This window comes from Streptomyces sp. NPDC050508, from assembly GCF_040655155.1.
In the GTDB taxonomy this organism is placed as follows: domain Bacteria; phylum Actinomycetota; class Actinomycetes; order Streptomycetales; family Streptomycetaceae; genus Streptomyces.
On sequence record NZ_JBFAJJ010000001.1, the window covers coordinates 570,464 to 584,577 of the forward strand.

11 protein-coding genes are annotated in these 14,114 nt (G+C 68.1%); 8 read left to right on the top strand and 3 right to left on the bottom strand.

Translation table 11 applies throughout. The annotated features are described in order from the left end of the window. Window positions 1-53: 53 nt before the first annotated feature. From AB0I69_RS02560 to rhaI, 3 genes are all read right to left on the bottom strand, one after another. On the bottom strand, window positions 54-1,493 hold the full coding sequence (locus AB0I69_RS02560; RefSeq protein WP_363094156.1) for a rhamnulokinase family protein: 1,440 nt from the start codon (window positions 1,491-1,493) through the stop codon (window positions 54-56). Between the two features lie 8 nt (window positions 1,494-1,501). Next, the gene (locus AB0I69_RS02565; RefSeq protein WP_363093644.1) at window positions 1,502-3,541 is read right to left on the bottom strand and encodes a bifunctional aldolase/short-chain dehydrogenase; all 2,040 of its coding nucleotides are present in this window, start codon (window positions 3,539-3,541) and stop codon (window positions 1,502-1,504) included. Window positions 3,542-3,655: 114 nt separating this feature from the next. Next, window positions 3,656-4,816, bottom strand: coding sequence for an L-rhamnose isomerase (gene rhaI / locus AB0I69_RS02570; RefSeq protein WP_363093645.1), 1,161 nt, complete (start codon window positions 4,814-4,816; stop codon window positions 3,656-3,658). A 262-nt stretch (window positions 4,817-5,078) separates the two neighbouring features. On the opposite strand from rhaI, the gene AB0I69_RS02575 reads away from it, so the two are divergent. From AB0I69_RS02575 to AB0I69_RS02610, 8 genes are all read left to right on the top strand, one after another. Further along, a complete protein-coding gene (locus AB0I69_RS02575) occupies window positions 5,079-6,596 on the top strand; it encodes a sugar ABC transporter ATP-binding protein (protein ID WP_363093646.1) in 1,518 nt (505 codons plus the stop codon). Beyond that, window positions 6,593-7,633, top strand: coding sequence for an ABC transporter permease (locus AB0I69_RS02580; protein ID WP_363093647.1), 1,041 nt, complete (start codon window positions 6,593-6,595; stop codon window positions 7,631-7,633). The genes AB0I69_RS02575 and AB0I69_RS02580 overlap by 4 nt, the downstream gene beginning before the upstream one ends. Further along, entirely contained in the window at window positions 7,626-8,603 is a 978-nt protein-coding gene (locus tag AB0I69_RS02585) for an ABC transporter permease (protein ID WP_363093649.1), read from the top strand. Before AB0I69_RS02580 ends, AB0I69_RS02585 begins: the two co-directional genes overlap by 8 nt. A 96-nt stretch (window positions 8,604-8,699) precedes the next feature. Further along, window positions 8,700-9,785 carry a rhamnose ABC transporter substrate-binding protein gene (rhaS, locus tag AB0I69_RS02590; RefSeq protein ID WP_363093650.1) on the top strand — a complete coding sequence of 362 codons (1,086 nt, stop codon included), beginning with the start codon at window positions 8,700-8,702 and terminating at the stop codon, window positions 9,783-9,785. Window positions 9,786-9,802: 17 nt separating this feature from the next. Beyond that, entirely contained in the window at window positions 9,803-10,123 is a 321-nt protein-coding gene (locus tag AB0I69_RS02595; protein WP_363093652.1) for an L-rhamnose mutarotase, read from the top strand. A 19-nt stretch (window positions 10,124-10,142) separates the two neighbouring features. After that, window positions 10,143-11,555: a BNR repeat-containing protein gene (locus AB0I69_RS02600; protein ID WP_363093653.1), complete on the top strand. Its 1,413-nt coding sequence runs from the start codon at window positions 10,143-10,145 to the stop codon at window positions 11,553-11,555. A gap of 88 nt (window positions 11,556-11,643) precedes the next feature. After that, complete coding sequence (locus tag AB0I69_RS02605) at window positions 11,644-12,669, top strand: LacI family DNA-binding transcriptional regulator (RefSeq protein ID WP_363093654.1); 1,026 nt, start codon at window positions 11,644-11,646, stop codon at window positions 12,667-12,669. A gap of 111 nt (window positions 12,670-12,780) precedes the next feature. After that, the gene (locus tag AB0I69_RS02610) at window positions 12,781-14,085 is read left to right on the top strand and encodes an alpha/beta fold hydrolase (protein ID WP_363093655.1); all 1,305 of its coding nucleotides are present in this window, start codon (window positions 12,781-12,783) and stop codon (window positions 14,083-14,085) included. Window positions 14,086-14,114: the final 29 nt, after the last annotated feature.

Genomic DNA, 14,114 nt, shown 5'->3' on the forward strand with positions numbered 1-14,114 from the left:
TCATCGGATGAGTGCAGCGTAGTCGGAGGTCACCGTCTGGGGGAGCCCCCGGGTCACCGCGCGGCGAGCCGGGCCTGCGCCGCCCGCCACCGGGCGGTGTCGCCCTGCGGTTCGTACCGGGTCGAGGGCTGGGTACGGGCGAGCAGCCCCCGCATCCCGGCCAGGTCACCGACGAGCCCGTGGGCCCGCGCCTGGACGAGCACATTGCCCAGCGCGGCGGCCTCCGTGGGACCGGCCACCACCGGCAACCCACAAGCGTCGGCGGTCAGTTGGCACAACAGGGCGTTGCGCGTACCCCCACCGACAATATGCACCACATCGACTCCGTGGCCGGCGAGATCCTGGGCGTCGCAGACCGCCCGCCGATGGGCGAGCGCGAGGGAGTCGAGAATGCAGCGCGTGATCTCGTCCCGGGACTCCGGCACCGGCTGCCCGGAGCCACGACACGCGTCCGCGATCCGCTCCGGCATCCGCCCCGGCGCCAGAAACGCCGCGTCACCCGCGTCCACGACCGACCGCAGCGCCGGAACCCGAGCAGCCGCGCGTAGCAACTCGCCCAACTCCGGCTCGCCCCAGGCCCGTACACATTCCTGAAGCAGCCACAGCCCCATGATGTTGCGCAGATAGCGGACCGTGCCGTCCAGTCCCAACTCGTTGGTGAAGTTGGCGGCCCGGCTCGCCTCGGAGAGCACCGGCGCGTCGAGTTCCAGCCCGGCCAACGACCAGGTGCCGGTGCAGATATAGGCGAACCGCTCCTCAACTGCCGGAACGGCGGCGACGGCTGACGCTGTGTCATGTGACCCGACCGCCGTCACCGGCACCGGACCCCGAAGCCCCGTCTCCTCCAGCACCTCGGACCGCAACACCCCCGCCGGATCGCCAGGCTGCCGCAGGGGCGCGAACAGCCCGAGGTCGATATCGAGCCGGGAGGCGATGTCGTACGCCCAGTCGCGCGTCCGGGGATCGATGAGCTGGGTGGTCGAGGCGTTCGTCAGCTCGGTGCCCTGCTCGCCCGTGAGCCAGTACGACAGCAGATCGGGGATGAGCAACAGCCGCTCGGCGTGTGCCAGTTGAGCGGAGTCGCGGGCGGCCGTCAGCTGGTACACCGTATTGAACGGTGCGTACTGCAACCCGGTCGACACGTACAACTCACTCGCGGGCACGGTCGCCCACACCTTCTCGGCGACGCCTTCCGTGCGGGCGTCCCGATAGTGCACGGGATTGCCCAGCAAGGCCCCGTCCGCGTCCAACAGGCCGTAGTCCACGGCCCAGCTGTCGATGCCAACGGAATCCACGGCCGGGCCCGCCGCCCGGAGCCCGTCAAGGACACCGGCGTACAGCGCGAGGATGTCCCAGCGCAGCCCTTCAGGCGTGCGGACGGGCCGGTTGGCAAAGCGGTGCGCCTCCGCCAACTCCAGGGAGTCGGGCCCGACACGGCCGACCATGACCCGCCCACTGGACGCGCCGAGGTCGACCGCGGCATACGCCTTCACGTCGCCGCTCACCGAAGGAAGGCGGCCGCAACGCCGGCGTCGACCGGGACGTGCAGTCCGGTGGTGTGCGTCAAGTCCCCACCCGTGAGCGCGAATACGGCGTTGGCGACATGCTCCGGCAGTACCTCCCGCTTGAGGATGGTCCGCTGGGCGTAGAACTCGCCGAGCTTCTCCTCCTCGATCCCGTAGGTGGCCGCGCGCTGTGCGCCCCAGCCGCCCGCGAAGATGCCCGAGCCGCGCACGACACCGTCCGGGTTGATCCCGTTGACACGGATGCCGTGCTCACCCAACTCGGCGGCGAGCAGCCGTACTTGATGGGCCTGGTCGGCCTTGGTCGCGGAGTAGGCGATGTTGTTGGGCCCGGCGAACACGGCGTTCTTGGAAGCGATGTACAGAATGTCACCACCGAGCCCCTGCGAGATCATCGCCCGGGCAGCCTCACGCGAGACGAGGAACGACCCACGGGCCATGATGTCGTGTTGCAGATCCCAGTCCCGAGCCGAAGTCTCCAGCAGGGGCTTGGAGATGGAGATCCCGGCATTGTTGACGACAAGATCGACCCCACCGAAGGCGAGCAGGGCAGCCTTGAAGGCGTCAGCGATCTGGCCCTCGTCGGTCACATCAACCGTTACGGCAACGGCCTTGTCGGGCCCACCCAGTTCCTCCGAAACAGCCTGCGCACTCGCGGAGTTGAGATCCGCGACAACGACACAAGCTCCTTCATCGACCAACCGCCGCGCAATAGCTTTCCCGATCCCACTCCCCGCACCGGTGACGAGCGCGACCCGAGTGGCAAGCGGCTTGGGCTTGGGCATCCGCTGAAGCTTGGCTTCCTCCAACGCCCAGTACTCGATACGGAACTTCTCCGACTCCTCGATCGGCGCGTAAGCCGACACGGCCTCGGCGCCACGCATCACGTTGATGGCGTTGACGTAGAACTCGCCGGCCACACGCGCGGTCTGCTTGTCCTTGCCGAAGGAGAACATGCCGACACCCGGGATCAACACGATGGCCGGGTCGGCACCACGCATCGCGGGGGAGTCGGGCAGAGCGTGCCGCTGGTAATAGGCGGCGTAGTCGTCCCGATAGGCGGAGTGCAATTCCTTCAGTCGAGCGATCGCCTCGTCCAGCGGAGTGGTGGGCGGCAGATCGAGAACGAGCGGCCTGACCTTGGTCCGCAGGAAGTGGTCGGGACACGAGGTACCGAGCGCGGCAAGCCGGGGATGCTCGGCCCGCGCGAGAAAATCAAGCACGACACCGGAATCGGTGAAGTGCCCCACCTGCGGCCGGTCTTGAGAGGCGACAGCACGGACGTACGGCGCAAGCGCGGCGGCCCGATCCCGTCGCTCACCGTCGCCGAGCGGACCGTACCCCTCAATGACGGGCCCGAAGGGCTCCGGCCTTCCCCGCTCGACGAGAAATGCCTCGGCGGTACGGATGATGTGCAGCGAGTTCCGCTCGCACTCCTCGGACGTGTCACCCCACGCGGTGATCCCGTGCCCCCCGAGCACACAGCCAACGGCCTGCGGATTGGCGGCTTTGACGGCAGCGATGTCCAGCCCCAACTGAAACCCGGGCCGCCGCCAGGGCACCCACACCACGGTGTCACCGAAACACTCGGCCGTCAGCTTCTCCCCGTCGGCGGCACAGGCGAGCGCGATCCCGGAGTCGGGGTGCAGATGATCGACATGCGCCGCGTCCACGAGCCCGTGCATGGCGGTGTCGATGGAAGGCGCCGCACCCCCCTTCCCATGCAGGCAGTAGTCGAACGCGGCCACCATCTCGTCCTCGCGGTCCACGCCCGGGTACACATCGACAAGCGCCCGCATCCGGTCCAGCCGCAACACAGCCAGCCCGGATTCGGTAAGGGTCCCAAGGTCACCGCCGGACCCCTTCACCCACATCAACTCGACGTCACCGCCGGTGACGGGATCGGTGTCGGTGCCCTTTGCGGACGTATTACCGCCGGCGTAGTTGGTGTTACGGGCATCGGAACCCAGCAGATTGGACCGGGCGAGGAGGGCGTCGGCTTCGGGGTGAGGTGCCATGAACCTTCAGTCCTTCTTGAGAGAGGGCGAGCGCAATTTTTTTAGGGGCCCGGGGAACTGCGCGACCAGCCACAACGGACCCGCACCCGCAAACGACAGATACCCGGCAGACGCTCAGGCGCCCCACCCGGCCTGCTGCCCCCCAACCCGCTCAGCAACAATCCGCTCCTGCCACCCGCTGGCCCGATACGCCGCAATCGGGTCAGGGGCAAGCCCCTGCTCCTCGCGCAACTCCCGCAGCAACGGCCGCACATCCGTGTTGTACGCGTCCATCACCACGGCATTGGCCTGCAGCACATCCCCCGCACCCTGCGCCGCAGCCAACGCCCCTCGATCCACGAGCAACGCCTTCGCCGTAGCCTCCTGCACATTCATCACCGACCGAATGATCGCCGGAATCTTCGCCTCGATGTTGTGACACTGATCGAGCATGAAGGCAACATCAGCCGTGAACCCCCCACCCCGAATCACCTCATACATGATCCGGAACAACTGAAAAGGATCAGCCGCCCCCACCATCAGGTCATCGTCCGCATAGAACCGAGAGTTGAAGTCGAACGCCCCGAGCTTCCCCTCCCGCAACAAGGTCGCGACGATGAACTCGATATTGGTGCCGGGCGCGTGATGCCCCGTGTCGACCACAACCTGCGCCTTCGGCCCGAGCTTCAGGCAATGCGCGTACGCCGTCCCCCAGTCCGGAACATCCGTCGCGTAAAACGCCGGCTCGAAGAACTTGTACTCCAGCAACATCCGCTGCCCGTCCCCGAGCCGCTCGTACACCGCCGCAAGCGCCTCCGCCAACCGATCCTGGCGCGCGCTCAGATCATCCTGCCCCGGATAGTTCGTGCCGTCGGCGAACCAGAGCTTCAGATCGGCGGAGCCCGTCGCGTCCATGATGTCGACGCACTCCAGCAGATGATCGAGCGCCTTGCGCCGCACCGCCGCATCGGGATGACACACACTCCCGAGCCGGTAGTCGTCGTCCTGGAACGTGTTGGAGTTGATCGCGCCGAGCTTCAGCCCGTGGTCCTCCGCGAACTTCCCCAGCGCCCCGAAGTCGTCGACCCGGTCCCAGGGGATGTGCAGGGCCACGGTCGGCGCCACGCCGGTGAACTCGTGGACCTTCGCCGCGTCCTCCAGCTTCTCCTGCGGAGTCCGGGGAACGCCCTCCTGGGCGAAGACCTTGAACCGGGTCCCCGAGTTCCCGTACGCCCACGACGGCGTCTCGACTGCCTGGGTCCTGAGAGCGGCCTTCACCGCGGCGAGATCGGTCACTTGACGGCTCCTGTGACGTGCGACGGAACGGCGTATGTATGAAACGATTCAGAGAGCGAAGCTATGAGCCTCCCGAAGGGGTGTCAAGCCCTACGGCGAAGCCTGTGGCCCGTGACTCCAATGTGACCTTTGGCTATCGAAAGTTTTTCGACGCGGACCCATTGACGTGACAAGGCTGGCGCGCCTAACGTCCCGGCAACCAAGTTGAAACCTTTCACGACGCTGTGAGGGCCTACCCGCCGGCGTCGTCGAGGAGCCCCTCATGACCCACCCGTCAGAAGCGGGTCCGGCCCCGGTGCTCGCGCTCAAGGGCATCTCCAAGTCCTTCGGCGCGGTGCGCGCCCTGCGGGACGTGTCCCTCGAACTCTTCCCCGGTGAGGTGCACGCACTCGCCGGTGAGAACGGCGCGGGCAAGTCCACCCTCATCAAGACCCTCGCCGGTGTGCACCGGCCCGACGCCGGCCAGGTGCTGCTCGACGGCGCGCCCGTCCTCTTCCACGGCCCCGGCGACGCCCGCGACGCGGGTATCGCCGTGATCTACCAGGAACCGACCCTCTTCCCCGACCTGTCGATCGCCGAGAACATCTTCATGGGCCGCCAGCCCCGCCGCGCCCTCGGCCGTATCGACCACAAGGCCACGTACACGGCGACCGCCGCCCTGATGAAGCGGCTCGGCGTCGAGCTCGACCCCGACCGCCCGGCGCGCGGACTGTCCATCGCCGACCAGCAGATCGTGGAGATCGCGAAGGCGCTCTCCTTCGACGCCCGCGTCCTCATCATGGACGAGCCGACGGCCGCCCTCACCGGCAGCGAGGTGGCCCGCCTCTTCGGCGTCGTCCGCACCCTGCGCGAACAGGGCGCAGCCGTCCTGTTCATCTCGCACCGCCTGGAGGAGATCTTCCAGATCTGCCAACGCGTCACCACTTTGCGCGACGGCGCCCTGATCTCCAGCGAGCCGGTCGAGGGAATGACCGAGGACGATCTCGTACGACGCATGGTCGGCCGCGACCTCGACGAGCTGTACCCCAAGCAGGACGTCGAACCCGGTGAAGTCGCCCTGAGCGTCAAGCGGTTGACCCGCGAGGGCGTCTTCACCGACGTGTCCTTCGACGTACGGCGCGGAGAGATCGTCGGTCTCGCCGGGCTCGTCGGCGCCGGCCGCACCGAGGTGGCGCGGGCCGTCTTCGGCATCGACCGGTGGGACGCCGGCGGCGTCGAGGTCGACGGCAGGTCGCTGACGAACGGCGCCCCTTCGACCGCGATGGCCGCGGGCCTCGCCCTCGTCCCCGAGGACCGACGCGCCCAGGGCCTGGTGATGGACATGTCCATCGAGCGGAACATCGGCCTGACCGGCTTGCGTACGACCGTCAAGGCGGGCCTCGTCGACCGCGCCGCCGAGCGCAGCCGTTCCCTCGACTGGGCGGTGAAGCTGCACGTCAAGTACGCGCGGATCGCCGACACCGTCAACACCCTCTCCGGCGGCAACCAGCAGAAGGTCGTCCTCGCCAAGTGGCTGGCCACCGGCCCCAAGGTGCTGATCGTCGACGAGCCGACCCGTGGCATCGATGTCGGCACCAAGGCCGAAGTGCACCGGCTGCTCAGCGAGTTGGCCGCCGACGGGGTCGCCGTCCTGATGATCTCCTCCGATCTGCCCGAGATCCTCGGCATGGCCGACCGCGTGCTCGTGATGCACGAGGGCCGCCTCACCGCCGAGATCCCCCGCTCCGAAGCCACCGAGGAAGCCGTGATGGCCGCAGCCACCGGGAGGGCCGCCGCATGACGGTCACGGCTCCCAATCCCGCGCCCGCCGCCGAAGTGCCCGAGTCGAGCAGCACCCGGCTGGTCGACCGGGTCTTCAAGATGCGTGAACTCGCCATCCTGCTCGTCTTCCTGGTGATGATCGGCATCACCCAGGCGGGCAACAGCCAGTTCCTGTCCGAGCAGGGCATCAAGGACCTGCTCCTCAACGCGACCATCCTGGTCCTGGTCGCCACCGGTCAGTCGCTGGTCGTCATCACCCGCAACGTCGACCTGTCGGTCGGCTCCACCCTCGGCATCACCGCCTTCGCCACCGGCACCTATCTCCAGGGCGGTGGCAACGCTGTCATCGCGATCCTGCTGGCGGTGCTGCTCGGCATCGGACTCGGCCTGGTCAACGGGCTGTTGGTCAGTCTGGGGCAGGTGCCCGCCCTGGTCGTCACCCTCGGCACGCTGTACATCATCCGGGGCGTCGACTCCATCTGGGTCGGCTCACGGCAGATCACCGCCGCCGATCTCCCGGGCGGATTCGTGGACTTCGGCTCCGGCGGACTGTCCGCGGTGCCCTGGCTGGCGCTGATCGCGCTCGCTGTTCTCATCGCTACCGCCTACTACCTCAAACACTTCGGCAGCGGACGGGAGTTGTACGCGCTCGGCTCCAACCCCGAAGCCGCCCGGCTCGCCGGTATCCCCGTCCGCAAGCGGACCCTCGCCGCGTACACCTTCTGCGGCGGACTCGCCGGACTCGCCGGCGCGATGTACCTGGCCCGCTTCGGCAACGTCGACTCCGGCACCGGCACCGGCTACGAACTCACCGTCGTGAGCGCGGTAGTCGTGGGTGGCGTGGTCTTCACCGGCGGCTCCGGCAGCGTCTACGGCGCGGCCCTCGGCGCTCTCCTGCTGACCTCCATCAACAGCGTGCTTCCCGCCCTCGGTGTCAGTTCCGTCTGGGTGCTCGCCATCAACGGCATCCTGCTCATCCTCGCCATCGCCGTCGACCGGATCGTCGCCCTGCGCGTGGCCACCGCACTGAAGAAGAGGAACGCCCGCCATGCCTGAGTCGTTGACGCGCGCGATCCGCTGGGACACGGTCGTCGGCGCCCTCCTGATCGTCCTGCTGCTGTTCTCCTTCTCCTTCGTGGACGGCTTCGGCAACGTGCTGAACCTGTCGTTCCTGATCGGCAACACGCTCCCCATCGCACTGATCGCCCTTCCGATGACCCTGTTGGTCGTCTCGGGTGAGATCGATCTGTCGGTCGCCTCCACGGCCGGGCTGTCGGGCGCGGTGATGGGCAAGCTGTGGAACGACGGCATGGCCATCGAGACGATCATCCCGATCTGCCTGCTGCTGGGCGTGGCCTGCGGACTGGTCAACGGGCTGTTGGTGACCAGGCTGGGGCTGCCGTCCCTCGCGGTCACCATCGGCACGCTCGCCGCGTATCGGGGGATCGCGCAGATCGTGCTCGGTTCGGACGCCGTGACCGACTTCCCCACGCAGTACCTGGACTTCGCGTCCGGGCGGCTCGGGGGCACGTTCTTGCCGCAGGCTTTCCTGCCCTTCCTGGTGTTGCTCGCGATTGCCGTGGTCGTGTTGCATGCCACGCCGTTCGGGCGGTCGTTGTTCGCGATCGGCGCCAACGTGGAGGCTGCTCGGTTCGCCGGTATTCGGGTCCGGCGCCAGAAGCTGATCCTGTTCACGGTGACGGGGTTGATGGCTTCTCTCACCGGGGTGTTCTGGGCGCTGCACTACGCCAGTGCCCGCTATGACAACGCGACCGGGCTCGAACTGTCCGTCGTAGCCGCGGTGTTGCTCGGCGGGATCGACTTCGACGGTGGGAAGGGGACGTTGGGAGGTGCGGTCGCCGGTGTCTTTCTGCTCGGGGCGTTGCAGAACGTGATGAGCCTGCTGAACGTTTCGGCACAGTCGCAGATTGTCGTCACCGGTGTGCTGCTCGTTGTTTCGGTGCTTGGCCCTCGGGTCGCACGCCAGATTGCCATCGCGAGGGCCGCTGCGCGCGCCGTCGGATAGGTCGTTCGAAAGCTGCCGGCCGGTTGTGGCTGGTCGCGCAGTTCCCCGCGCCCCTTCAGGACGCGTCGTACTCACCTTCGTCACAAAGGAACCGACATGCGCAAAACATCCCTTCGCCGTGCCCTTGCGGCCCTCGTCGCCGTCACGTCTCTCACCCTCGTCGCCACCGCTTGCGGCGGCACCACCAAGAAGGACGTCAAGGACGAGAACACCGGCTCGGCCGTCACCGGCGGCAAGGCGGACCCGAACGCTGCCCTCAAGAAGGGGCTCACCGTCGGCTTCCTGCCCAAGGCGGTCAACAACCCGTACTTCACCACGTCCGACAAGGGCGGCGAGAAGGCGCTCACCGAACTCGGCGAGAAGTACAAGGAGGTGGGCACGACCAACGCCACCGATACCTCCGGTCAGGTGAGTTACGTCAACACGCTCACCCAGCAGCAGGTGAACGCCATCGCCGTCTCCGCGCAGGACCCGGGCGCCCTGTGCACCGCGCTCAAGCAGGCCATGAGCAACAAGATCAAGGTCGTCACCTACGACTCCGACACCAACCCCGAGTGCCGCAACGCCTTCGTCTCGCAGGCCAGCGCCGAGGACCTCGGCCGCACCCAGGTGCAGCTGCTCGCCCAGCAGATCGGCTACAAGGGCGAGATCGCGATTCTGTCGGCCGCGCAGACCGCGACGAACCAGAACACCTGGATCGGTTTCATGAAGGAGGAGTTGAAGGACCCCAAGTACAAGAACATCAAGCTGGTCAAGGTCGCCTACGGCAACGACGACGCCCAGCAGTCCTTCCAGCAGACCCAGGGCCTCCTCCAGGAACACCCGAACCTGAAGGGGATCATCTCCCCGACCACCGTCGGCATCAAGGCCGCCGCCCAGTACCTCTCCGGCTCCAAGTACAAGGGCAAGGTCAAGCTGACCGGCCTCGGCACCCCCAACGACATGCGCAAGTACGTCAAGAACGGCACCGTCGACGGCTTCGAGCTGTGGGACCCGGCGAAGCTCGGCGAGCTGGCCGCCCGTACCGCGGTGGCGCTGGTGTCCGGGCAGATCACCGGCAAGGAGGGCGAGACCTTCAAGGCCGGCGACATGGGCTCGTTCACCATCGGCAAGGATGGCGTGATCAACCTGGGCAAGCCGACCGTGTTCGACGCGAAGAACATCGGCCAGTTCAACTTCTAGTGGATACAGGGGTGTTGATGCAGCGCGTGTGCTTCCTGCTGAAGGTCCGGGCGGACCGCCTCGACGAGTACCGCGAGCGGCACGCCGCCGTGTGGCCCGAGATGCTCGACGCACTCTCGGCCACCGGCTGGCACAACTACTCGCTCTTCCTGCGCGAAGACGGCCTGCTGGTCGGCTACTTGGAGACCGAGGACTTCGCCGCTGCCCAGGCAGGCATGGAAGCCACCGACATCAACTCCCGCTGGCAGGCGGAGATGGCGCCGTTCTTCGAGTCCCTGGACGGCGCCCGTCCCGACGAAGCGATGAAGCCCCTCACCGAGGTCTTCCACCTCGGGTGATCCCCCACAGGAGCCGCTCATGAGAAGACGCGCCGTGCTCACCACCGCCATACTTGCGGCCGTGGCAACGCCGGGCATCGCACGGGCAGCCGACCCCGGCCCGTCCGTCACCAAGAAGAGCACCACCCAACTGGACGCCCAGGCCGTCTACTTCGTCTCGTACGACGGCCTGGTCAACAACAACTCGTTCCAGAAGAACGGCCTGTTGACCTACAAGGGCTACCAGTACGCGGCCTGGTACACGTCCACCAAGCACGCCGTCGTTGCCCGCCGCATCCTCGGTGGCTCCACCTGGTCCACGGTCACCCTCTCCCACACCCTGAAGAGCGACGACTCCCACAACGTCATTTCGATGGGCGTGTCCAAGGTCGACGGCCGCCTCCACCTCAACATGGACTCGCACAGCGACGGCTTCTTCTACGTCAAGTCGGTCGCCGGCCTCCTCGACAACCCGGCGTCCACCATGTGGACTTCGGCCGTCTTCGGAGCCGTACAGACATCGCTGGACGGAGTCGCCCTCACCACCCAGTTCACCTACCCCCAGTTCATCGCCACCCCCGAAGGCAAGCTCCAGCTCAGCTACCGCGTCGGGATCTCCGGCAACGGCCGCAACGCCCTTGCCGAGTACGACGGTTCGACCTGGACGGCGCTGGGGGAGTGGAGCGCCTCGACCGGTACCTACACCAGCACGCACGGCTCCAGCACCGCCCGCAACATGTACCTCCACGGCATCGACTACGACGTCAACGGCCGACTGCACTCCTTCTTCACCTGGCGCGAGCAGTCCGCCGCCGTGATGTGCAACAGCGGCGGCATCACCAACCACGACACCGGCTACGTCTACTCGACCGACCGGGGCCGCAGTTGGCGCAACGACGCGGGAACTGTCGTAGGAACCACGGGTAGTTCGAACACCGTGGCCGTCACGGACGCAGGCCTGGTCGTCGACCCGCTCGACCCCGACCACTCCCTGATGAACCAGGAGAGCCAGTCCACCGACTCCACCGGCCTCCCGCACGCGATCATCAGTTACGTCCCCGGCCGCTTCGGCCAGTGCACCACCAACTACGTCACCGACCGCACCGCCAACGGCCGCGCCTTCCACGTCCGCAAGAACTCCGCCGGCACCTGGCAGAAGACCGAGATCCCGATCGCCCTGAACTCCAGCCAGCGCAGCAAGCTGGTCCTGGACAAGTACGACAACGCCTACGCGGTCCTGCCCTACGGCCGTATCGCGGGCGCTTCGAAGTCCTCGGGTTACACGGACTGGGCGCTGCTGTACGACGGGAGCGGCCTGAACGCCTTCGGCGAGGTCGTCATCGACGAGCTGCGGGTCAAGGCGGACAATGTGCTGTCGTTCATGTACCAGGAGAAGTCGAGCGGCACGACCCCCTCGGCACTCCACGTCGTCGACTTCGCCCTGCCCGCGTGACCGGCATGGTCGTAGGAGTCGTCACAGGTCATGGCGGTAATGTGAAGACCTGCCCGCCGTCCCACGTCACCCTGGAGGTCTCCGCCTGATGGCCCAGCCGGTGGGTATCAAGGACGTCGCCCGCGCTGCCGGAGTCTCCGTCGGCACGGTCTCGAACGTCATCAACCGCCCGGACACCGTCGCCACGGAGACCCGGGCCCGGGTGCTGTCCGCGATCGACCGGCTCGGCTATGTCCGCAGCGAGTCCGCGCGTCAGCTGCGCGCGGGCCGGAGCCGGATCATGGGGCTGCTCGTCCTCGACATGGGCAACCCGTTCTTCGTGGACGTGGCCCGCGGCGCCGAGCGGGCCGCGCGAGAGTCCGGGCTCGGTGTGATGGTCTGCAACAGCGCGCAGAGCCCCACCGAAGAGGCCGAGTATCTGTCGCTCTTCGCCGAACAGCGGGTGCGGGGCGTGCTGTTGACCCCGGCGGACGCGACCGGACGCAACATCGAGTCGTTCCGTCGGCACGGCATCCCCTTCGTGCTCGTCGACCGCGTCGCCGAGGGCACCACCGAGTGCTCGGTCTCCGTCGACGACGTCGCCGGCGGCGCGCTCGCCGTGCGCCACCTCGTCGACGCCGGGCACCGATCCATCGCGTACGTCAGCGGCCCGCCCGGCTTCAACCAGGTACGGGACCGCCGTACCGGCGCGAAGAACGCGCTCGCCGAGGCCGGACTCGACCCCGACGCGCTGCGCGAGCTGCCCACCGACCGGCTCGACGTGGCCGCCGGGCGCGATGCCGGGGCACGTCTACTCGGCCTCGCCGACCGGCCCACGGCCGTCTTCTGCGCCAACGACCTCCTAGCCCTCGGCGTGCTCCAGGCCATGTACGCGGCCGGGGTCGGTGTCCCCGACGACCTCGCGATCGTCGGCTACGACGACATCGAGTTCGCCGCCGCGGCAGCCGTCCCGCTCACCTCGGTCCGCCAACCCGCCGTCACCATGGGCGCGTTGGCCGCCGAGCTGCTCCTGGAGGAGACCGAGGCGGAGACCGCGGCCCGACCGCACGAGCACCGGCGGGTCGTGCTCCAGCCGGAACTGGTGGTGCGCCGCTCCAGCCTGGCCGCCCGCTGACCCGTCGGTCAGTAGAGGTCGGCAGGATTTCATGATCCAGGGGGTCGGATATCGGACGCGCATGTGCTGAGATGTGACGCGGCCCGTCATTCGTCCGTACCAGGAGCCCCGTTGTCTGTCAGCTACCGCCAGCCCGGCGTCGTCCTCACCGACCGCCACTTCACCGTGCCCCTCGACCACGAGGACCCCACGGGCGAGACCATCGAGCTCTACGCCCGTGAGGTCGTCGCGAGCGACAAGGCGCACCGCGAGGACCTGCCGTGGCTGGTCTACCTGCAGGGTGGTCCCGGGTTCGGGGCGAATCGTTTCGTCGGCAGACAGGCCTGGCTCGACCGCGCGCTCGACGAGTACCGCGTGCTTCTCCTGGACCAGCGCGGCACCGGCCACTCCACTCCGCTCACCCGGCAGACGCTCCCGCTGCGCGGCGGCCCCGCCGAGCAGGCCGAGCACCTCACGCACTTCCGCGCCGACTCGATCGTCCGGGACTGCGAGACGATCCGCCCGGCCCTCACCGGCGGCGCCCCCTGGACCGTCCTCGGCCAGAGCTTCGGCGGCTTCTGCGTGGTGAACTACCTGTCCACCGCCCCCGAGGGCCTGCGCGCCGCCGTCCTCACCGGCGGCCTGCCGTCCCTGGACGCCCACGCCGACGACGTCTACCGGGCCGCCTACCCGCGCATCGAACGCAAGGTCGCCGCCCACTACGACCGCTACCCGCAGGACGTGGAACGGGCCCGCCGCATCGCGGAGCACCTGATGCGGCACGAACCGATCCTCCCCAACGGCTACCGGCTCACCGCCGAGGCCTTCCAGTCCCTCGGCATCATGCTCGGCGGCAGCGACGGCAGTCACCGCCTCCACTTCCTCCTCGAAAGCGCCTTCGTGCGCACCCCGCAGGGCCACGAACTCTCCGACGCGTTCCAGGAAGAGGTCCAGAACTCCCTGTCGTACGCCGGACACCCCCTCTACGCCCTCGTCCACGAGGCGATCTACGGCCAGGACGGCCGCCCCACCGCCTGGTCGGCGGAGCGGGTCCGGGCCGAGTTCCCGCAGTTCGACGCCGCCAAGACGCTCGCGGGCGACAGCCCCCTCCTCTTCACCGGCGAGTCCATCCACCCCTGGATGTTCGACTGCGACCCCGCCCTGCGCCCGCTCCGCGACACCGCCGAACTCCTCGCCGCCCACACCGACTGGCAGCCGCTCTACGACCCCGCGCGCCTCGCCGCCAACGAGGTCCCGGTCGCCGCCGCCGTCTACCACGACGACATGTACGTCGACGCGACCCACTCCCTTCAGACCGCTCGCACGATCCGCGGCCTGCGCACCTGGGTCACCGACGAGTTCGAGCACGACGGCGTACGGGCCGGCGGCCCACGCGTCCTGGACCGGCTGCTCGCTCTCACCCGCGACGAGGTGTGAGGGGGGGCTCCACCGGGTGGCCGTCGAGG